The following is a 22,590-nucleotide window of genomic DNA, read 5'->3' as shown; positions in this document are numbered from 1 at the left end:
CATCAGCCCACAGGCTTTGGCCTGGGGCTAGTAATTGGGGAGTAGGGAATGGGGAGTAGGGAGTGGGGAAAACCCTTCTTGTGTTATGCCGAGATTATATGGCTACGCCACGCAAGCTATAAGAAATCAAATGGGTTCTATATGAGCGATAAGAAAATATTTCTGCGACTCGCCCAAAGGAGCGATGCGTGGGTAATGAGTGCAATTCATATTGCTGCTATCAAAGCTCTACCCACAACCTTCTACACCCGCAAACAACTATTAGCTTGGCGTAATTATCTCAATAAGCCTAATAGTAAATATATTTTGCATAGTATGCAAGCCGAAATTTTTTTTGTCGCTTTGGAGAATTATCAGATCACAGGTTTTGCTAGTTTCATTGTTGATGAATTAATTAGATTATATGTACATCCTGGTTATCAAAGTAAAGGTATAGGACGAGCTTTAGTTACACATTTTTGTCAACAGGCCGCCGACCAAGGTATAAACAAAGTGATCACAACTGCTAGTCTGTATGCGGAAGGATTTTATTGTAAACTGGGATTTACTGCTATTAAAAGAGCGCCCCAGCAGTTAAGAACTGGGATCGTTGTACCAGTTACCAAAATGAGTAAAACTTTGACTAGTGCTTGACCAAGTTATGCTTTAACTTTAGTAAAAATCTGTAAACTTGTTTGACTGATTTGACAATTTTGTTGACAAAATCTCATAATATTGAGGCAAGTATTGACTAGCAAAATGACTAGAACTATCCGCTCATCCTCTCTTACCCGTACACGTTTAATAGAAGCAGCCTCACAAGTATTTGCTAGTTTAGGTGTTCAAGGAGCAACTACTCGTGAAATAGCTCGTGTGGCTGGAGTGAATGAGGTGACTTTATTTCGCCACTTTGCTAGCAAAGAACAACTCCTGAAAGCAGTAATTGAAAATGTCTCAGCCTTGCAAACAGAAGCCTTAGCTCACCCAGAAGCTTGGACATATAATTTGGATGTAGATTTAAAAAAGTATGCCCTGCTTTATAACTCTATGCTGCAAGCCTACGAAGATTTGATTCGGACTTTTATCGGAGAAGCTAAACGCCATCCAGAAGCGGCTAGACAAATAATTCAAGATGCGGCGAAGCCTTTGGGTGATAAGTTAGTTGCTTACTTAGAAGTTAGTCAAGAAAAAGGTACTGTGAGGACAGATTTTGATCCTCAGCCAGCAGTTGATATGTTTACGGGGATGCTATTAGCTGGTATGTTATGCCGTACCGCCAAATATCAGCAAAATCGCTACAGTTCTCACGATTATATTCACACTTCTGTGGATATTTTTGTCCGTGGTATTGCTGTGAATATGTGATGTTGTTATCATTCTTATATTGGGTTGTTTTAGAAGTTTAGGACTCCTGCTTGACACTCCCCGACCTAAAGGTGCGAGGATTCTTGGTTCAAAGAGTCCACTTAGATTAGACTCCTTGCGGTATCTAACCCAGAGGTGGTTCTCTCCCCCGACGCGCAGCCATGCCCGAAGGGCTTTAGCGTTAACTTTCCCCCTGCCCGGAGGTAGTTGCGTTACCGCAAATTTTGTTTGAGTTAAATTCTGTTTCGTCTAGTACCTGTAAATCTTTTACCTACTTCCAGGTGATACTAGAACTACGAAGTAGAACCCCATAGATTTAGTTGTCAAGGTACAGATTGCCGTGAGGCACTTGGGTTTTTATACAGGTTAATTACCGTTCCTGTGACAATTATTTTACCACAAAGTCACCGAGGCGTAAACGCCTTAGTCGGCTTTCATCCCTTGTCTAAAGCACGTTTAAGTTTTTCCGCCATGCTCCAAAACTTAACCTCAAGGGTTTTCAGCCTGTTTTCTTATAACAAAAAAAAGGTTTTTCCCACTCCCCACACCTCCCACACTCCCCACACTCCCCACTCCCTGTTTTAATTAATTTGTGGCAAGATTGGAATCAGTTCACAATGGACTCCAATAGGCAAACGAGATGCTGGGAAACACACTGGTTGGAAGATACCAAATTATTAGCCACTTGAGTAGTGGAGGATTTGGTGAAACTTTTGTGGCTTGTGATACACACTTGCCCGGTTTACCTCAATGTGTAGTCAAAAAACTCAAACTCCAAGCCACTGACCCAGTAAACTTGGGGACTGCTAGGCGTTTATTTGACACAGAAGCGCAGGTTCTGTATAAGTTGGGTATCCACGATCGCATTCCTCAACTTTTGGCGTACTTTGAAGAAGATGCCCAATTCTATTTAGTACAGGAATTTATCCCCGGTCATGACCTCAGCCAAGAGTTAACCCCAGGAAAAATCCTCAGTCAAGCCGAGGTTACGTCTCTGGTGGAAGAAATTTTATCAATTTTGGAATTTGTCCACCAACAAAAGGTGATTCATCGGGATGTCAATCCCCATAATTTATTGAGAAGGGAGGAAGATGGTAAATTAGTTTTAATTGACTTTGGCGCAGTGAAGCAAATCGCTACTCAGATAATTAACTCTCAAAGTCAAACTAAATCAACTGTGGCTATCGGTACTCCCGGATATTTACCTAGTGAACAAGCCCAGGGGAGTCCAAAATTTAGCAGTGATATCTATGCGGTGGGTATCATCGCCATTCAAGCCCTCACAGGGTTATCACCACAGCAATTAGAAATTGATATTGATAGCAATGAAATTATTTGGCAACCTCATACTAATGTATCTCCAGAATTTGCCAAATTTATCAATACAATGGTGTGTTATGATTTCCGCCAGCGTTATGGTTCAGCCACTGTGGCCTTGGAGAAACTTCGAGATTTAAAGCCTCCATCTTCTGGAACTATAGTTTTAAGTCCCCCTTTAACGCCAAATGCTAGTTTATCAATTAAACCTGATCCGCTATTTAAACAGCTAAGATTGCCTAAGTATAACAAAGATATAGTTATTAAAGCATCATCTGTAGTGGGTGCGATCGCAGTCAGCGTCATAGGGTCTATCTTTATTGTTAATACCATTAATGCCAATAACGCCATTGCCTTATCAGAAAAAGGAAGTACCCTGTTTGCATTACAGCGCTATCAAGATGCCTTAGCTGCTTATCAAGAGGCTGTGAGTATTAGTCCAGATTTTGTGACGGGATGGAATGGTCAAGGTAAAACATTAACTGAGTTGAAAAAGTATGAAGACGCATTAGCGGCTTACGACCAAGCTATTCAAATTCAGCCTGATTATGTAGAAGCATGGGCAGGTAGAGGTTTTGTGTTACAAAATTTACAGCGCTATTCCGAGGCGATCGCATCTTTTGATCAAGCATTAAGATTAGATGATAATGCTCCAGAGGTTTGGAATGCCAAAGGAGAAATTTTTAGGAATTTGCAGCAATATAATAACGCCATTCAATCCTATACAAAAGCTATAGATATTCAACCAAACTATTATGAAGCTTGGTATAGTAAAGGTTTAGCTTTTCATAGCTTAAAGCAATATGATGACGCAGTTTCAGCTTATGAAACAGCCATTGAGATCAAGCCAGACTATGGACAAGCTTGGTATAGTCTCGGCAATTCTTTATTCAATTTAAATCGCTTTGATCCTGCCTTAAAAGCTTATGATAAAGCCATACAATATAGACCAAACTTTTACCCAGCTTGGTTTTCTAGAAGTAATATTTTAATTATTTTACGCCGCTATTCCCAAGCCATTGAATCTTATGATCAAGCCATTAAACGTAATTCCCAAGATTATCAATCATGGTATAGTCGCGGTTGGGCATTGCATCAAAGTCAACGTTATGAAGAAGCCGTAGAATCTTATACTAAAGCCGCATCTCTTAAAGAAAATGATTATCAAATTTGGTATAATTTAGGAAATTCTCAATATATTTTAGAGAGATATTCACAAGCAATACAATCTTATAATAGGGCAATTCGTTATCAACCCAATCATGCTGAAAGTTTGTACAGTAAGGGCAATGCTTTATTCAGGTTAGAAAAATATGAAGAAGCTATTGAATCTTATGATCAAGCGATCAAATACAAGCCCAATTATCGAGAAGCAATTAAAGCCCGCAACGAAGCCCAAAGTAAATTACCCCCTGAAGAATTACAGCCGATAATTGTACCAACCATTCCCAATTAAAGAAAATGGCTATTGGGTATTGAGTATTGGACAATCTTTCCCCCACACTCCCCACACTCCCCACACTCCCTACTCCCTACTCCCCACTTTCTAACGAATATTCACTTCTTGCAAGTAATTTTCTGGGTGAAAATTATTACTTGTGGGATTAGGCAAATTTAACGCCAGATTTTTACTATTATTTCTTCTTTGCTGTTTTTGAGTATATTCATTGATTTTAGCCTGAGCCTGGGCGTAAACAGGAGTATTTTTAGGAACTTTGCGGAGAAATTTGACAGCACCATTAAAGTCACCAACAGATGCTTTCATTTGAGCATTATAGAGAAAATAAGCTGCTCTAATTTGCCGCTTTTCATTGTACTCAGCTAATTTTTCTTGAACTAAAGCACCAGCAGAACTTTCCGGGGGAATTTGACGCAGATATTCTATAGCGGTGGAAAATTCTCTAGCTATGGCTTTTTCGTAAGCTTGCGATAATAAATTTTGTGTTTCTGTTTCGATATTGACTTGTGCTTGCTGTACTAGTTGATCTACTTTTGATTGCCAATATAAAATATCTGGTAATTTAGGTGCAACATCTAACACATCTGACCATCGACGCTCATTTAAAGCCTGTTCAGCGATTTGGTATTGTTCAGCTGCAATTTGCCATTGCTGTTCCCATTCTTCGATGATGGCTTGAGCCTCTGGATAAACATTACTATAAGCAGGAATTGATTTTACCAAAGCGAGAGCTTTTTCTATATCTCCGGTTTGATATTCTTCTGTTGCTTTATATAAAGTTTCGGTTTCTGAGTAGGCTGGATAATTATTAGTAACAGAATATACTCCCAATCCCATTAATAAAGAATTAGCCGCCAAACCGACTTTCATTCCCGTGAATAATGGGGATAATTGCCCAGAGAGGGATTGTTTCTCTGTATGATCAGTTTTAGCACCGCTATTTTGATTTACCTGATGGCGTGTTTTAATAACAGGTTGGATTTTACTTTCTTGCGCCATGTGCTGAACCACATATATGAGTTCATCAGTAGACTGAAAGCGCTCTCGGTAATCATAGCGAATCATTTGACTGAGAACAGCAGCGAGATAATCGTCCACTAAGATATCTGGAGTCCGCCAAATTAGCTCATGAGTCTGAGGATCTACTTTAAGTTGTAGTGGTTCTATCCCGGTTAAGGCTTTAATAGCAATGATACCCAGAGAGTAAATATCACTGTTGGGCTGTATTTGTCCAATAAATTGCTCTGGTGCTATGTATCCTAGTGAATTTAGGGGAATGCGATCTATCGGTAAGTTCTCATGTTTATCCTGATCAGTAGTTTGGATAAAACTAAAGTCAATCAAAACTAGCTTGCCAGTAACAGTGTTTCTGATCAAGTTTTCTGGTTTGATATCACAATGAATTACACCTTGAGAGTGAATAAATTCGAGAATTTGCAAGATATCTTGTAGCAGTTCTACAACTTCAGCTTCATTCCAAATACATCCCCAATATTGGTTAACAGGTAATTCCGTAGTCAAGGAGTGTCCGATGATAAACTCTTGTACGAGATAAAATTGTTGATCTTCTTCAAAAAAGGCGATTAATTGAGGAATTTGGGGATGATTTCCTAAAATATCAAGAGTAACTGTTTCTGTAAGAAAGGATAATCTTAAGATATCTAATTCGCTGGGTGAAAGACTGGTAGTTTCCAGGTTTTTAATCACACATTTTGCTTTATCTGGATGATTTTGATCTATAGCGATGTATTTCTCTCCAAATACCCCTTCACCTATACTTTGGACGATTTGGTAACGTCCTTGTAGCACCTTACCGATCATGTGATAGTTCATAAGCTGGTTACTTAAGAAGTCCTCATAATAGGTTTCTTGAAATTACCAGTGTGTTCCGGAAGGGTGGAAAATAAATCGCTGTAGCGTTGATAACTGAATTAGGAATTAGGCAAAATTTACCAGCGTTAGGGACGTAATTGCTTAAAAAGCTGGGATTGCTTCCCTACACTGGGTTATGGTCGCAATGACAAATTTTGCTGGGGTAAATTTAATTTTTTGATTCTTGATCTGGTTCGATAACTTCGGCGTTATTTGTTAAAGGTTTGACGACGCGGGCGATCGCTTCTTGAATAAAAGTTTGAATAAATTCATCTCGGCGATTTAACTTAAATTGTTCTTTAACTACTTCAGTCATTCCACCATCACCCCAATCTTGATCGTGGCGAAAATATTCGATAAAACTTTTACCGGCAATGCGCGTTAAATATGCTGCTGTTACCCCTTGAATTGCCCTACCAATGACAAAGGTGGCAACATGAAATTGCAAAGCTGTAGATATTAATTGAATTGCGCCTTTAATTATACCTAAACTAGCGATGGTTTTAGCTAAAGAAAGAGCTAATTCTTTACCTCGTTCCATGTTAAGTTCACAACCATAAACTCTGCCAATTTCTACTACCATTTGAGCATTGACAGCTGCGGTTGCTAGTAAGTCTACAACTGGTAGAGGGGTGACAGATACTACCCCAGCACCAATCCACTGAAAGCGATCAACGATTTTATCTGCTTGACGGCGACGCTGAACATCAATCAAGTTTCGGGCTTCTTCTCCTAACCGTAGCGATTGGAGAAGGATGTTATCTGCTACCAAATCTTCACCTTCAGCCCGTAAAATTGCCGCCATGCGCCGGAGTAAGGGAATGATATCGGGTTCTGGGTGGTAGGTGTCGCCTGTTTCTAGTTCTGCTGCTTGGGGATTAGCGGCGATCGCCACCACATCATTAGCTGCAATAAATCCCCCTACCCGTTGACGTAGCCGGGCGAGAATGGATTCTTGATCGACATCTGTGTATAAATCAGTTTTGTTGAGAATTAAGAGCGATCGCTTACCAATTTCTGCCAAACTGCGTAACGGTTCATATTCCGAACGGCGTAAATCATTATCCACCACAAACAACAGTAAATCTGCTGAAGTAGCCAATTCTCGCGCCAATTGTTCCCGTTCCGTTCCTTCCACCCCAGCTTCTAAAATCCCCGGCGTATCGGTAATTAAAATTTTCCGTTCCAACCCCTTCAACCGCAAACAATAGGTTTCTCCCGCCTGAGTAGTTCCCATTGGGGAATTTACCTGACCCACCATCCGCCCCATAATGGCATTAACCAGAGAAGTTTTACCTGCACTTCCCGTCCCAAATACAACTACTTGAATTTCACCCCGTTGCAGATTTACTTCAATTTCCCGCGACTTACTTAATAAAGCCTGTCGTGTAACTTCATCTTGAATTTGGGCTACCTGTTGCTTCACAGCTTGGAGAGTTGTGGAAGCTGCATCAGATTTAGCGGCGGGAATTTCTGCGGCTGTAACTCTTCGGCGTTGTCCTCGGGATCTCTTTTCCCCAGCTTGCAGGATCAATACATAATAAACAAAAGCTGCAACCAAGCCGCCTATTAATATAACCAGCAACAGCAACAGCAAATTTCCCAGCAGTGGAGAATAAGACAACTGCCAGTAAAGCCGAGACAGGGAGTCAATCAGCCACAGGCTTAATCCTAAAATGACGATTAAGCCAACAATTAGTGTAACTAGGCGCGAGATAGGTATGGATGGCACAGTTAGTTACTCGCTGGGAATGGGCTGATGTTTCTTATATTAATGTTTTCTGGAACCACAGAGGCAGAGTGTGGGGGGTGTACTTCGACTGCGCTCAGTAACCGGGGAGGTGTGGGGAGTTTGGGAGGTGTGGGGGGAGAGATTGTTACTTCCCAATCCCCAATCCCCAATCCCTATCTATCTACAGATCCCATGATCACATCAACGCTGCCGAGAATCACAACAATATCTGCAACTTTCATCCCTCTGAGTAATTCAGGGACAATTTGCAGGTTATTGAAATCAGCAGCGCGAATTTTCCAGCGCCAGGGGAAGACATTATCATCGCCAACGAGATAAATTCCTAGTTCACCTTTACCGCTCTCTACACGAGAATAGATTTCTCCTTTGGGCATTTTAAAGGTGGGGGCAACTTTTTTGCCGATGTATTGGTAATCAAAACCATCCCACTCGGATTTTTTACCCGCCGCCATCCGCTTGGCTTCTAGGTTTTCGTAAGGGCCTCCAGGTAGTCCTTGAATGGCTTGGCGAATAATTTTCACCGATTCGCGCATTTCCCGCATCCGCACCATGTAACGGGCTAAACAGTCGCCGGCGGTTTCCCACTGCACATCCCAGTCAAAATCATCGTAGCACTCGTAGTGGTCAACTTTCCGCAAGTCCCATTTCACTCCGGAACCACGTAGCATGGGGCCGGATAATCCCCAGTTGATGGCTTGTTCGCGGGTAATAGTCCCAATACCCTCAATGCGACGGCGAAAGATGGGGTTATTAGTAACTAAACGTTCGTACTCGTCTACTTTGGGAAGGAAATAATCACAGAAATCTAAGCATTTATCCACCCAGCCATAGGGCAAATCTACTGCTACGCCACCAACCCGGAAGTAGTTATGATTTACCATGCGGTATCCAGTGGCGGCTTCCCATAAGTCATAAATCATTTCCCGTTCTCGGAATTGGTAGAAGAAGGGAGTTTGTGCGCCTACGTCCGCGAGAAAGGGGCCAAACCAGAGTAAGTGGTTGGCGATGCGGTTCAGTTCCAGCATGATGACGCGAATATAACTAGCGCGTTTGGGAACGGTGATTCCTGCTAGTTGTTCTGGGGCGTTGACGGTAACTGCTTCGTTAAACATTCCGGCGGCGTAATCCCAACGACTAACGTAGGGAACGTACATAACAGTAGTCCGGTTTTCGGCAATTTTTTCCATTCCCCGGTGCAAATAGCCAATTACCGGTTCACAATCAACGACATCTTCGCCATCCAATGTGACAATTAACCGCAAAACCCCGTGCATTGAGGGGTGGTGTGGCCCCATATTCATCACCATAGGTTCGGTGCGGGTTTCTAGTCTTGCCATAAGTTCCGTGTTCTCCCGTTATGAAAATTTCAACTTGAACTGGATAATACCCACTGGACTCGATTTATCGAGTCTGCCAAAATCAGGTAGGGGAAATATTTTTGAGCAGTCGCTTCAGAAGCGTCTACATCTATTGCCCATACAGGAGTATGTTGGAGAGGGGTGGCAGCGAAGAGATTTTACTTGCTGTTTCATTTTGTTTCACTTCTTCAACTATTATTATATGGAGCTTGAGATTCCAGGAATTGTAGGCGCTGAATTTCTTCATGTGCCAGTTTTAAGACAAGAGGTGGTTGCAGGGTTGGCGATACGTCCCGGCGGTCATTATTTGGATGCAACGGTGGGGGGCGGTGGTCATAGTGGCCTGATTTTAGAGGCTGCAAAGGATGTGCGGTTAACGGCTATTGACCAAGATGAGGATGCTTTAGTGGCGGCGCAAAAGCATTTAGCTGAGTTTGGCGACCGGGTAGAGTTTATTCTCAGTAATTTTTCGGCTTATAAATATACTCCTAACACGTTCGATGGTATTTTGGCTGATTTGGGTGTAAGTTCTTACCATTTAGACCAGCCAGAACGGGGTTTTAGCTTTCGCCACGCTGCAAGTTTGGATATGCGGATGGATCAGCGTCAATCTTTAACTGCTGCTGATGTGATTAATGAGTGGGATGAGGGGGAGTTAGCTGATATTTTCTTTAAATACGGTGAGGAGAGACTTTCCCGGCGGATTGCAAGACGAATTGTGGAAAAACGACCCTTTGCAACTACTACAGAATTGGCTGAGGCGATCGCCTATGCTGTCCCCCGTCAATATCGTTATGGTCGGATTCATCCAGCGACGCGGGTTTTTCAAGCTTTGCGAATTGTGGTCAATGATGAGTTAAAGGCTTTGGAAACCTTTTTAGATCAAGCACCTAACGCCCTGGTTACAGGTGGACGAATTGCCATTATTAGTTTTCACAGTCTGGAAGACCGCCCGGTGAAGCATGGGTTACGTAATTCGCCTTTGTTAAAGGTCTTGACAAAAAAGCCAATTACTGCTCAAGAGGAAGAGTTGGCAAATAATCCGCGATCGCGCTCCGCCAAGTTGAGAATAGCTGAAAAGATCACCATCGAATAGATCAGAGACAATTTCTATGAATACTATTTGAAAAAATTTAGCAATTTTCCGTTACATTTTTTAAAATCTCTGTTACATTGCTTAATAGGGAAACGAAAAACCTGCACTAAGTCCTACCTGGAGCCTTAACGATGAAAAGTACAACCGCAACCACCACAGTAACAACAGAGAACCGCAACGCCTGGAATTGGGGATTCACCACCCAAACCGAAAACTGGAACGGTCGTTTAGCAATGATTGGTTTCGTCGCCGCAGCTTTAATCGAAGTCTTCTCTGGTCAAGGTTTCCTTCACTTCTGGGGTATTCTCTAACATTGAAGTTTCCGTCCCGATCCTAATATGATTGAGCCACAGAAGGTTAACATCTGTTAACCTTTTTTGGTGTATTTGGGGACTGGGGACTGGGGACTGGGGACTGGGGACTGGGGACTGGGGACTGGGGACTGGGTATTGGGGACTGGGGATTGGGGACTGGGTATTTGAGAATATTTCCCCCCACACTTCCCACACCTCCCACTCCCTAGCTATAGTTTTGGCATCAAGAGAGAATAATTACCCACATACTAATTCCTAAACCGATAGCTGCTAAATGTTGCCAAAAGAGCGATCGCATCGGTTGACGAGCAATTTTTTGAGTTAATATGATGGTGCATAAAACTGAAAAAATCAGCGTAAAACCTTGTAAAAAGTCAATCACAGCCGGATGAGCCACCAAAATTGGCAACTGTTCCCCACTTAAACCAAAAGTAGCGAAAAATACGGGCAAAATTCGTCCACCTTCTCCTAAACCCAAACGCAGATAATGAGCTAAGTTACCCCCCAAAACCAATGGTAAGTAACCATAGGTAAGTGCTAGAAATGGTCGAGGTTTGCGCCCAAACTGAGTTAAGTGCATCAAGCCATAAGCCCCAAAAATTGTCGCCGTGGGAATAATTAAAGTCACTACAGAAAATCCCAAATGTGGCCAAAACGCAGTTAAATCCAGTGGTAAATCTAACCAGGCTTGTAACTCTGGTAAACGATGCAGATACACTCCACCTAAGAGCAAAAATAACAACGCCACTTCATAGCTGTGGGGTGTATGAGTAGTCCAGAGTTCAATAGCAGGGGGACGTAAATTTAATTCTACAGAACGATGGGGACAGGCTTTCAGACAAGTCATACACAATACACAGTCTTTGTTATCTTGCAACTGCGCCGGGTGAGAATATAACGGACAGCCATTAGTTTCCATTCCTTCCCCCTTTTCGGGTCCGCCTTTGTAACATTGATAGGTAGTACAAGAAGCAGAACAGATACCCTGCTGCGCCCGTAGTTCTGTCATGGAAAGTTTGGCAAATAAACCATTCATTCCCCCAATGGGACAAAGATACCGACACCAAAACCGCCGTTCAAAAATAGCTGAGAAAATCATCGCCCCAGCCGTAATTAACAGTAGTAAACAAGCGGACAGGTAAGCAGTATTTTGTAAATCCCACAGTTCTTCCCAGAGGAAAATTAGGGTAAATAGTCCAAACAGGAACCATCCGCCCCATTTTTCGGCTTTTTGCCTCGGCCAGCTTTGGAGTTTTCTGGGAAACAACCACAGGGAAAGTTTTTGCGTAATTTCACCGTAGATCATAAAAGGACAGACAGAACACCAAATCCGTCCTAAGAAGGGGAAGAGGAAGAGAGACAAAGGCCACCACCAAGCCCAAAAGAAATTTAAAACAAAATTGCGATCGCGTGTTTGCGGGCCAATAAATAAAATGGCGATAATTACAGCAAACCCAACCACTGTAAAACCATAATTAATCCGGTCTGGCCACCAAGGACTCCGCAGAAATTTCCTTAACCCCGGATAAGCATTTAAAAGATTGAGACGTAATTGCTTTTTCTGAGTTTGGGCTGACCAAAATATTTCTTCTGTTAACTCTCGTCCCTCTCCTATCTGTACAATTGCCCGTTCTACAAGATTTTTTAATTCCTTGAGATTACCGGGGAAATCGTAAGACTGCAAGCGGCGCAAAGCTTCGGGGGTGATGTGGGGTTTACGAAGACTTTTACCGCGAATATAAAGGCTAGTATAATATTCTACTTGGGCTTGAATATCTGTTTTTCTTACCCTTAAGGGCGGGACTTTAATAATATTAGCAACGCACTTTTCTATATCCGATTGAGTTTTTTCGGAAACAATAATCACGCGGGCTTTGCAGGGGAGAGGTTCAGCAGCAGGTTCTCCGGAACGAGTCACAGGAGTATATTTCCCTGTTTTTAGCAACTGTGTCACAGATGGTAATAATTCCGGTGGTAATTCTTGGATATTATTAAATACAATAGTCCCTGACTCCACCCATTCTAATAGTCCCGGCTTACCACCAGCACGACCAAATAAATCCATCCCACTAGTTTGGAGAATCCCACAATTAACCTTAATAATTGGTTCTCGCCTTTTGGGTGAACCGTAGTGAATCAGGGCGGCTATATTATCTTTTTCTAGTCCTGGTTCCCCAAAAATTTCTACAGACTTACCGTTGCTTGCAGCTTCTCTAATTTGTTCTCGCAGACGGACAGCATAGCGACTTGTACCCACAATTCCTCGTTGGGCTTTTGTGACCAAATATGGCCGCAAGGCTACAGCACGTTCTTGTTCATAACCCAGTGCAGATGTTACCTGAGCTAATTCTTGGGCTAATAAACGGGAAAAAACTTGAGCAATTTCTGGGTATTGGGCAACCAATGAGTTAAATTTAGTAGCAGATATTACCCACAACTGGCATTCAGTTACAGTGGTAATTGTACTAGGAGTTAATTCATCTAAGAGCAATTCTTTGAGTAAAATAATTGCCCCAGGAAGAAAGCCACAGGTTCCGGAGGGGTTTTTTTGATTGCTGGTTTGACTTTCCAGTTGCCCCTGTTGCAGAATATAGAGTGCTTCTGGGGTAGCACCTTCAGTAATTAAATTAGTTGCGGCGGGAAAAACTGTTTCCTCAATTACTTGTGCGATCGCATCTAGCACCCCAGATGAGAGAATCCCTAGAGGAGTCCGTTCTTGTAGCCATATCACCGTTTCTGGAGATGTCATCAAATATTCTCCCTGGGGGTTCGTATATAAAGGGATTATTGTTCTTCAAGACTATGAAAAGAGCTGCCTAATGAATCCATTAAATACAGCAGTTTTAATTTTAGTGAGGTACACAAGGGCTGGCAGGATGCCCACCCCACAAGAGTTTCACTATTCCTCCTTGTACCTCATTTACCTACAATCTGCTGTATATCTAATTTGTGGATGCCTTTATTTTTATTCAGTCTCATTATTTTAGCAGCGCTGTTTTTCGGTCGCGGTAATTAATTTCAGCATACTAAAAATTGAGTCCTAGTCAATGAATAATTTGCTTTTTTATCCGTATTGACTGATCATAGTCGCGTTTAAGCTATTTTAGATTAAGTACAGCTTGTTGAGGAAGTACCATTAACTGCTCACAAAGACTAAAAATAAAAGATATTCCCAAAAACAGAGTCGTAATATCATGTTAATTTACCATTATTTTTACAGTTAAAATTCCTAGCTATAGGACTCCTATTGAAGTTTTGTTGGTTTATCCTAGCCTTTCCTCTGAAAATTTCAGTGCAATTCCACAAGGGTTTTTTCCACTCCCTTGCTCTTCAAGATGCTAGGTAGTAAGGGCAGCTATAGCCTTCCGGGCTTTGCCACTGCACTCATGGCTAGCTTACTCCCCACTGCTCACCTATGGAAATAAATATGGCTACGCCAGCTATCAAAAATCAAACCGGATTACTATATCAAAATTGAAGGATGAGCAATGCCAGTGAATGAACGAAAAAAAATACGCCATTTGTTAGTCGTCAAAGACTTGGAAAGAAAGCAGACGATACCCCTTCAAGAGGCTACTTATTCTCTGGGAAGGCATCGTAAAAACTCTATCGTCCTCAATTCTCCTTTAGTATCCAGACAACACGCCATTTTATTGCGGGTAACTATTCCCGAAACTGACCAATGTAGTTTTCGGATTATAGATGGTAACTTTTCAGGCAGAGGTAGTAGTAATGGCTTATTAGTCAATGGCAGTAAATGCTTCTCTCATAACCTCAAGCATGGAGACATCATTACATTTGGGGATTATCAAGCCCAAGCTAAATATTATGCTGTTTCTAACCTTTGTGAAGCAGAATTTCAGGCATTTTGTCAAGCTGAAGACCCATCGCATTTCTTGACAGAACAAACCAACTCTATAGGTAATCTTCAAACTCTAGTGCTGAATCCTGATTCCGAAGGATCGAATGATACAGCTTTAGCTCGTCTAGCTTCTTTTCCAGAATTAATTCCTAACCCTATTATTGAGTTGGATTTAAGGGGGAAGGTGACTTATTTAAATCCAGCAGCCTCTGTGGAATTTCCTGGAATTAGGCAAATGGGGAAAGACCACCCGACTATTAAAGGGTTAATCACTTTAGTGGTGAATAATCAAGAAAATCCTTTTCTGCGGGAAATACAGGTGGGAGAAAAATATTTTGAACAATCAGTACATTTTCTTCCAGAGAGTTATTTAATTAGAACTTTTATTGCTAGAGATATTACAGCGCAAAAACAAGCTGAAGCCGAACTCAAGCAACGCGATCGCTTACTACAAGCTGTTGCTGAAGCGGTTAATTATTTACTTGTGGAAATGAACTACGAAATAGCTATTGAAAAAGCATTAGCTGTGTTAGGTGAAGCAGCCAACGTAGATCGCGTTTATCTTTTTACTAACGATATTAATGCAGTTCCAGGAAAAATAGTAGTTAACCTCAAGTGTGAGTGGACAAACCAGAAAACTCCCTCAACCTTCAACCAATGGCACAATCAATCCTATCAGTCAACAGGATTAGAACGTTGGTATAATGTCCTATCTGGGGGAGAACCCATTAAGGGACTAATCACAAAATTGCCCCCATCTGAGCAAGAATTACTTTCCTCAGACAAAATCCAATCTTTACTGCTATTACCCCTGCGGCTAGAGGAAAATTTTTGGGGTTTTCTGGGCTTGGCAGATTGTTCAACGGAACGCCTGTGGTCAAACCATGAAGAATCTACACTATTGACAATGGCTGCTAGTATCAGTGCGGCTTGGCAACGTCAGCAAGTGGAAGAAAAAATCCGTTTTCAGGCTCTGCACGATGTCCTGACTGGATTACCCAATCGGCTGTTATTTAATGAAATGCTGGATATAGCTTTACCCAATTCTCTCCGTAACGGTGAAAGTTTAGTTGTGATGTTTCTGGATTTAGATCGTTTTAAAGTTATCAATGACACATTGGGTCACACTTTGGGAGATCGATTGTTACAAGCAGTAGCTCAAAGAGTCAAAGATTCCCTGAGAAGCGGGGATACTATTGCTCGCTGGGGAGGAGATGAGTTTACAATTCTACTACCTAGAATGACATATCTGGAAGAGATTTGCCAGATTGCACAAAGAATTTTAGTATCTTTAGAAAATGTATTTCATTTGGATGGACACGAGCTTTATGTCAGTGCCAGTATTGGTATTGCCCTATTTGATGAACACAGTCCTGATGGCGAAACTTTAATTAAACACGCAGATACTGCGTTATATTATGCCAAAGATAAAGGCAGGAATAACTACCAGTTTTATACAACCAGTTTAAATACCAAAAACCCGGAACTTTTGACTTTCGAGAAGAGTTTACGCTATGCCCTAGAACGGAAAGAATTAACGGTACATTATCAGCCCAGGGTAAATATTAAAACTAGAAAGATTACTGGTATGGAGGCATTATTACGTTGGCACCATCCAGATATGGGAGTAATCGCACCCAGTGTTTTCATTCCCATAGCTGAAGAAACTGGATTAATTATCCCTATAGGGGAATGGGTATTACGGACAGCCTGCATTCAGAATCAAATTTGGCAGACAGCAGGACTACCACCGTTGACCATTGCCGTTAATTTATCTCCTAAACAGTTCCGCCAACCCAAACTAGTGAATATAGTCGCTAATATTTTAGAACAGACTGGTTTAAAACCGGAGTTGTTAGAATTAGAAATTACAGAAACTATAGCCATTGAAGATTTAGACTTTACAACCAATGTGTTGCAGCATTTAGCTGATATGGGCGTTCATCTTTCTATTGATGACTTTGGTACTGGTCATTCTTCCCTCTCTCGTCTCCAACTGTTACCATTTCACAATTTAAAAATTGATCAATCTTTCATCCGTCAGTTAACTAAGGATGTGAAAGTTGCTCATATTGTGCAGGCGATCGTCAGTTTGGGGCGTAGTCTCGGATTGAGATTAACGGCCGAAGGGGTAGAGAATCAAGAAGAATTAGATTTTTTGGCATCAATAGATTGTGAGGATGTCCAAGGGTTTCTTTTTTACAAAGCGCTTTCGGCGGAAAAGGCTACAGAGATTTTGGAAGTTAATTGGGGAGTAGGGAGTGGGGAGTAGGGAGTGTGGGGAGTGTGGGAAGTGGGCTTAAAACTCTTTAATTGCAGTTTATGTCCTCAACACTTCTGCAACAAGATATAGATATAAAACTGTTCCCTGTTCCCTGTTCTCTACCCCACTAATTGTCATCGGTAGAACTTGATCCAGGTCTAAGTCTCTCTCTCCATGAAGGTTGGGAAGTTGCGGGAGGAGAAGTATTGCTGGGAGGGGGTGAAGTTTGGGGAGTTTTGGTACTGGGTGCAGGATTTGATTGTACTCTTCTAGGCTGTCTGCGAGGGGGAGAGGCGCTGGAGGGTTGTGGACGTGAACGTCTTGGCGAAGGAGATGAAAGCCTCACATTAGGTGATGTGGGTGATGACTGCTGGTTTGTCGGAGGGGAAATAGAACCATGCTGGATTGATTTGGGTTTGATTGGTTCGGCTTTAATGCTACCTACCCGCCCTTCTAGTTTCGGTCGTTCAGGAAACTTTTCTATCGGCATTCCTTCTACTGCTTGTTCCATAAATTCTCTCCAAGTCACAGCAGCACTGCTACTTGCACCGGAAGTGGGCTGGTTATTATCATTACCTAGCCATACACCTGTGACTATTTGGGGTATGTATCCAATAAACCACAAATCCCTTGATTCGTCGGAGGTTCCAGTTTTACCCGCAACAGGTCTATTTTTTAATTGGGCTGGTCTACCTGTGCCGGATTCGACAACGTGGCGTAACATCCAGGTCATAATGCCGGCGGTGGTGGTGTCCAGGACTCGCTGATGTTGAGAGTTATTTGACCAGACTACGTTTCCCTGACGGTCGAGGATACGGCGAATGCCATGAGCTTCTATGTGTAATCCCTGAGTGGCAAAGGAGCCATAAGCGTTGGTTAATTCTAGTAGGTTTGTTTCATGCGCGCCGAGGGCTAAGGAGTAGGTGGGCTGGAGTGGTGATTTAATCCCTAAATTCTGAGCGGTATTAATAATTGGTTGAAATCCTGTATCTATCAATACTTTGACGGCTATGACGTTAATGGAACGGCTGAGGGCATCTCGAATGGTCATGGAGCCGCGAAAGGTTCTAGCATAGTTTTGTGGTTCGTAGCCATCAACGATGAAAGGTGCATCTAGGTAGCTGTTGTTGGGGCTTTTGCCTGTGGCGATCGCTGCGGCATAAACGAAACTTTTAAATGTCGAACCTGGCTGACGTTGGGCTTGGGTAGCCCGATTAAACTGGTTTTTACTAAAGTCTTTTCCGCCCACCATTACCTGAATTTCACCGTTGCGGGGGTCTATGGCTACTAATGCTCCTTGATTAAACTTCTGCCTCCGTCCTTGGTTTTGCAGGGTTTTGTTGACTGCGGCTTCTGCGGCTTCTTGCCAAGTGGGATTCAGGGTGGTTTCTACTAGTAATCCTCCTTGCATGAGCAATTCTGGAGAAACATATTTTGGTAATTCTTTAAGGATATAACTGGTGAAGTAGGGAGATTCTACTTGTAACCGTTTGGGAAAACTGCTATTCAGGTTGAGAGTTTCGGTGCTAGCTGCTTGTCTGGCGGTGGCTGTAATTAATTGGTCTTCATACATCCGTTGCAACACTAAATTACGCCTGTGGATGGCCAGTGTGGGATTTTGGATGGGGGAATATAAACTGGGTGCGGGTGCTAATCCAGCCAACATCGCTGTTTCCCCTAGTGTGAGTTGGTATACTGGTTTACTGAAGTATACCCAGGCGGCATCTGCTACACCATAAGCTCCTGAGCCTAAATAAACTAAGTTGAGATAACGTTCTAATATCTCGTTTTTAGTTAATTCCTGCTCTAGTTTTTGAGCTAGACGCACTTCTTTGAGTTTGCGCCAAATTGTCCGATCTTGTGTGAGGAAGAGTATTCTGGCTAGTTGTTGGGTGATGGTGCTACCACCTTGGATCACACTTTGCGATCGCACATTCTTCACAGCTGCTCTGACAATTCCTTGAGGATCGATACCATGATGATTGGCAAACCTTCGATCTTCTGAGGCAATAAAAGCTTGTTGGAGTGATTCGGGTATTTCTTCTAGCCTTAACCTTTCTCTGGTAGCTTCCCCTTGTTGCTGTAAAATACTTCCATCAACAGCTTTGATAGTCAAGGTTTCGGCCCGACTAACTACTTTTAGTGCTGATCTATCTGGCAAACTTTGATCGATTCGGTTGATCAAGTAGTATGAAGCAAATATGCTACCACTAATAGTTGCAGTTACACTTACGCTTGTCCAAAACCACACCTGACGATAACAGGGGCGATCGCACCTTCTCAGCATCCTGGTGATACTAGAAGAAACACTGTTGATTTGACTCCAGAACTGCCTTGTACTCATAAATTTTGTCAGTGGTAATCTCTCATTTGTGACTTCCTTGTTCTCATGATCATCAGGAATTAATAGCCCTTTCTCTATTGAGAAAGAGTTTCTATAATTTGTTGATTTTGCCTGGAACTAGGAGGTGAGCTTTCCCACACAAATGCCTATTTTTAAAGTACCTGAAATTTAACTATTATCAAAAATCTTGGGGTCAGCACACCATACTTGTGTTAGTATATTACCCTATATGTAATTAAATGAATTAAAAAATACGAAAACGTTTTTGTGTGAGTATTGAAATATTTCTAAACATCTAAGTCATTGTTAAACCCCATAAATTCATTCAACAAATCTGGTGGAGTTGCGGTTTGTGCCATTGCCCTTGGTGGTAATATTGGTGATTCATATCGGATTTTAGAAGAGGCTATCAAGACATTAGCCCAAACACCGGGAATTAAATTGCAAACTAAATCTAGTTGGTATCGCACGAAAGCCGTGGGACCACCGCAGCCTGATTATTTAAACGGCTGTGCCATTTTGCAAGTAACAATGTCACCAGATTTATTATTAGAGACATTATTAGCCACAGAACAAAAATTTGGGCGGGTGCGTCAACAGCGCTGGGGGGCGCGATCGCTTGATTTAGATTTGTTATTATTTGATGACTTAATCATAAATACTCCTCACCTGCAAATTCCTCATCCCCGAATGGTAGAAAGAGCCTTTGTCTTAATCCCCTTGGCAGAAATTGCCCCAGATTGGGTAGAACCAATTTCTGGATATGTGATTAAAGATCTAGTAAAAGAGGTAGACTGTTCTGATGTAGAGTTATGCAGCAGCTATTAAAGTTACCCAAAATAAATGTAAAAAATACTGATTTGACAAATTACACGCTGTGTGTATATCTATGTACCTGTAATAGAAATTAACCATGCCATTAGGTAGAGAATTACCACAATTACTCAAGCAGTGCTTGTTTTACAAAGGACGCAAGTTTGATTTTGAAGTGAATCGCCTGCGTTTACCCAATAAAGCAGTAGGAGATTGGGAATGTATTCGTCATCCTGGAGGAGCCTTAGCTGTACCAGTGACAGCAGAAGGTAAACTGGTACTCGTTCGCCAGTATCGTTTTGCCATTCAGGGAAGGATATTAGAGTTTCCCGCCGGCACTCTGGAACTGAACGAAGATCCCCTAGAAACAATACAGCGCGAAATTGAGGAGGAAACCGGTTATACTTCGCAAAAATGGGATAAATTAGGGGAGTTTTTTCTAGCCCCAGGTTATTCTGACGAAATTATTTATGCTTTTTTAGCAAGAGATTTAGTTAAGTTAGAAACCCCACCCAAACAAGATGCAGATGAAGACATGGAAACTGTATTGATGACTCCTGATGAATTTCATACAGCTATCCTGCAAGGTGAGGCGGTGGATGCTAAATCTATATGTAGTTTTATGTTAGCCCGCCCATTTTTGCAATAATTCCCCCAAGTTTCCCTTTTACGAAACGCGAAAATATGCCAAACTTTTGTTTGATCTCCCCTCCTCGCACCCCCCTTAATCCCCCCGCAACGGGCGGAAGAAAAGGATAAACCTTTGATATGGGAAGGGCTTGGGGGTGGGTTTCTTGTTAAGAGTTTCCTGGGCGATTAATCCATATACCTCTTAAACCTGCTGCTTTCGCTCCTTGATAATCTTCAAAGATGCTATCGCCAATGTGCCATGCAGCCGAGGGTAGACAATCATGTTTTTCTAACGCGATCGCAAAAATTTGGGGATCAGGTTTAGCCACACGAGCTTGAGTAGAAATAGTCACTGAGCGAAAATAACCACTCAATTCTAAACTTTCCAATACTGAAAAAATTCGGGAATCAAAATTAGACACTATTCCTAATTGAATATCATTTTGTCGCCACTCTTTTAAAGATGACAAGACATCGGGATAAATAAACCAAGGTTCAGCAGTGCCGAAGTGAATATACAGTTCACTAAAAAAACTGGAAAAATCAGAAAATTGGGGTAGCACACCTGCACTTTTAAAAGTATTGAAGGCTATTTTGCGCCACCAATCAAACTCTCGTTGAGGAATATCATGTAACTCTGCATCAGGAAATATCGGAGCGGGTGCAGCTTTAAAGCTTTCCAGAAATTTGTTATTCAATACTTCTGGTGCGACTTGCACATCAAATTCCTGGGCTATTTGACTATAAACCTCTCCCACACTGCCTTTTACGCCGAAGAGTGTGCCGACAGCATCTACCAGAATAACTTGCGGTCGTTCCATCAAACTTTGTATTATTAATTGTAAATTGTGATTTGAACCCTTGGTGAATATACCAAATTCTACTGTGAAAGTGTATCTATGATCGGACGAACTAGCCAATTAAAACCAACTTTGAGTTGATGGTCTAAAGTCGGCATCCGATAGAGATAAGCTAGACGACGCGCCAGGTAAGCGAAGGAACCATCTAACTTTATACCTAAACCAGTGAGAGTCGCGTTATCTTTACCTAATGCCATCATTTCTCCTAATGGCTGGTAACGGAAGGGTAACAGAGGGCGATCGCTCAGAGAAGCCCAGATATTCCATGCAGTATAATCAGCTTGTTGAAAAGCAACTTGGGCTGTGGCTGGGACTTGTTGACCTTCAGCATCACAACAGTCGGCTAAATCTCCCAAGGCAAATATTTCTGGATGTTCTACAACTTGTAAAGTCTGATTAGTCGTAATTTGACCACGCTGATTGTGCTGTAAATCCATCGATTTAACTACAGGTGCAACTTTGGTTCCTACAGTCCAAATTACTAAATCTACAGGAATTGTATCTACCTGATTTTTATATTCTAGGGAAATTGTCTCCTCTTCTATGGATTCAACTTTAGTTTCTAAATCTAGAAATACTTTTTTGGCTGTTAATGCTTTGGTGGCTGCTTCGCGGTTAAATTCTGGAGAAGTGCGTAAAATTTGGTCGTTGACTTCAATTAGCCGGAAACGTCCCCTGTCTCCTAATCTATCAGCTAATTTACAGGCTAATTCTACACCACTGTAACCACCACCAACAACCGCTACACGAATTTTGTCTGCTGCTGATGCTTCTAGCACTCGCAATCGTTGTTCTAAACGATAGACATCAGTAAGATTGCGGAATGGGTAAGCATAATATCTAGCACCGGGAACAATATCTAATGGTGTTTCTCCACCCAAAGCTAATACTAAGCGATCATAGGGAATTTCTGTATTATCTTGTAGTTGTACCTTTTTTTCCTCAGTGTCAATTCCGGATACAATTCCTTGACAAAAACGTACACCTGTATTTTGCAGGAGTTCTACAAAAGGAGGCGCAATTTCCCAGGTTTGCAATTCTCCTGTGAGTAATTCGTACAGTAAAGGTGTAAAAATAAAGCGATCGCTTTGATCAACTAGGACAATTTCGGGTTTTTCGTCGTTTTCCCAAGGTAACTGGCTTAAACGCAGCGCGGTGTAGAGACCACCAAAGCCTCCACCAAGGATACATATTCTAGGAGTTTGTTCAGTCATCGATTTTATGGGAATCTATCCCAGCATGGCAACTACTTTCAGTCTAGTAGATTAATAGTGGTGACTGACTGAAATAATATAATGCAAGGCA

15 protein-coding genes are annotated in these 22,590 nt (G+C 42.0%); 8 read left to right on the top strand and 7 right to left on the bottom strand.

Going from position 1 to position 22,590, the window contains the following annotated elements; translation table 11 throughout:
- The first annotated feature begins 141 nt into the window (after window positions 1-141).
- The 3 genes from ACM0OP_RS10095 (at window position 142) to ACM0OP_RS10085 (ending at window position 4,117) form a co-directional block, all read left to right on the top strand.
- Window positions 142-633, top strand: coding sequence for a GNAT family N-acetyltransferase (locus tag ACM0OP_RS10095; protein ID WP_414528280.1), 492 nt, complete (start codon window positions 142-144; stop codon window positions 631-633).
- Between the two features lie 105 nt (window positions 634-738).
- The gene (locus ACM0OP_RS10090) at window positions 739-1,344 is read left to right on the top strand and encodes a TetR/AcrR family transcriptional regulator (RefSeq protein ID WP_414528279.1); all 606 of its coding nucleotides are present in this window, start codon (window positions 739-741) and stop codon (window positions 1,342-1,344) included.
- 640 nt (window positions 1,345-1,984) lie between these two features.
- Window positions 1,985-4,117 (top strand): tetratricopeptide repeat protein, encoded by a 2,133-nt coding sequence (locus ACM0OP_RS10085; RefSeq protein ID WP_414528278.1) that lies wholly within the window; start codon window positions 1,985-1,987, stop codon window positions 4,115-4,117.
- 90 nt (window positions 4,118-4,207) lie between these two features.
- Here the strand turns inward: ACM0OP_RS10085 and ACM0OP_RS10080 are convergent, their stop codons facing one another.
- The 3 genes from ACM0OP_RS10080 to ACM0OP_RS10070 all read right to left on the bottom strand — a co-directional run bounded on the left by ACM0OP_RS10080 (window position 4,208) and on the right by ACM0OP_RS10070 (window position 9,082).
- On the bottom strand, window positions 4,208-5,953 hold the full coding sequence (locus tag ACM0OP_RS10080) for a protein kinase domain-containing protein (RefSeq protein WP_414528277.1): 1,746 nt from the start codon (window positions 5,951-5,953) through the stop codon (window positions 4,208-4,210).
- 208 nt (window positions 5,954-6,161) lie between these two features.
- On the bottom strand, window positions 6,162-7,715 hold the full coding sequence (locus tag ACM0OP_RS10075; protein WP_414528306.1) for a YcjF family protein: 1,554 nt from the start codon (window positions 7,713-7,715) through the stop codon (window positions 6,162-6,164).
- Between the two features lie 182 nt (window positions 7,716-7,897).
- On the bottom strand, window positions 7,898-9,082 hold the full coding sequence (locus ACM0OP_RS10070; RefSeq protein ID WP_414528276.1) for an NAD(P)H-quinone oxidoreductase subunit H: 1,185 nt from the start codon (window positions 9,080-9,082) through the stop codon (window positions 7,898-7,900).
- A gap of 223 nt (window positions 9,083-9,305) precedes the next feature.
- Between ACM0OP_RS10070 and rsmH the strand changes: the two genes are divergently transcribed.
- Window positions 9,306-10,199 (top strand): 16S rRNA (cytosine(1402)-N(4))-methyltransferase RsmH, encoded by an 894-nt coding sequence (gene rsmH / locus ACM0OP_RS10065; protein WP_414528275.1) that lies wholly within the window; start codon window positions 9,306-9,308, stop codon window positions 10,197-10,199.
- A 131-nt stretch (window positions 10,200-10,330) separates the two neighbouring features.
- Complete coding sequence (locus tag ACM0OP_RS10060; RefSeq protein ID WP_414528274.1) at window positions 10,331-10,510, top strand: high light inducible protein; 180 nt, start codon at window positions 10,331-10,333, stop codon at window positions 10,508-10,510.
- A 226-nt stretch (window positions 10,511-10,736) separates the two neighbouring features.
- On the opposite strand, the gene ACM0OP_RS10055 is transcribed toward ACM0OP_RS10060, so the two are convergent.
- The gene (locus tag ACM0OP_RS10055; protein WP_414528273.1) at window positions 10,737-13,262 is read right to left on the bottom strand and encodes a sigma 54-interacting transcriptional regulator; all 2,526 of its coding nucleotides are present in this window, start codon (window positions 13,260-13,262) and stop codon (window positions 10,737-10,739) included.
- 739 nt (window positions 13,263-14,001) lie between these two features.
- Here ACM0OP_RS10055 and ACM0OP_RS10050 point away from each other — a divergent pair.
- On the top strand, window positions 14,002-16,647 hold the full coding sequence (locus ACM0OP_RS10050; protein WP_414528272.1) for an EAL domain-containing protein: 2,646 nt from the start codon (window positions 14,002-14,004) through the stop codon (window positions 16,645-16,647).
- A gap of 118 nt (window positions 16,648-16,765) precedes the next feature.
- On the opposite strand, the gene ACM0OP_RS10045 is transcribed toward ACM0OP_RS10050, so the two are convergent.
- Window positions 16,766-18,982 (bottom strand): transglycosylase domain-containing protein, encoded by a 2,217-nt coding sequence (locus tag ACM0OP_RS10045; protein WP_414528271.1) that lies wholly within the window; start codon window positions 18,980-18,982, stop codon window positions 16,766-16,768.
- Window positions 18,983-19,285: 303 nt separating this feature from the next.
- On the opposite strand from ACM0OP_RS10045, the gene folK reads away from it, so the two are divergent.
- Both folK and ACM0OP_RS10035 read left to right on the top strand, forming a co-directional pair.
- Window positions 19,286-19,810: a 2-amino-4-hydroxy-6-hydroxymethyldihydropteridine diphosphokinase gene (gene folK / locus ACM0OP_RS10040; RefSeq protein ID WP_414528270.1), complete on the top strand. Its 525-nt coding sequence runs from the start codon at window positions 19,286-19,288 to the stop codon at window positions 19,808-19,810.
- Between the two features lie 85 nt (window positions 19,811-19,895).
- Window positions 19,896-20,444, top strand: a complete 549-nt coding sequence (locus ACM0OP_RS10035) for an NUDIX hydrolase (RefSeq protein WP_414528269.1) — start codon at window positions 19,896-19,898, stop codon at window positions 20,442-20,444.
- 148 nt (window positions 20,445-20,592) lie between these two features.
- Here the strand turns inward: ACM0OP_RS10035 and ACM0OP_RS10030 are convergent, their stop codons facing one another.
- Window positions 20,593-21,246, bottom strand: coding sequence for an HAD-IA family hydrolase (locus ACM0OP_RS10030; RefSeq protein ID WP_414528268.1), 654 nt, complete (start codon window positions 21,244-21,246; stop codon window positions 20,593-20,595).
- Window positions 21,247-21,305: 59 nt separating this feature from the next.
- Window positions 21,306-22,499, bottom strand: a complete 1,194-nt coding sequence (locus ACM0OP_RS10025) for an NAD(P)/FAD-dependent oxidoreductase (RefSeq protein WP_414528267.1) — start codon at window positions 22,497-22,499, stop codon at window positions 21,306-21,308.
- Between the last annotated feature and the right edge of the window lie 91 nt (window positions 22,500-22,590).

This window comes from Nodularia chucula CCY0103 (genome assembly GCF_963923915.1).
GTDB lineage: Bacteria > Cyanobacteriota > Cyanobacteriia > Cyanobacteriales > Nostocaceae > Nodularia > Nodularia chucula.
This window is presented reverse-complemented; position numbering and strand designations above follow the sequence as displayed.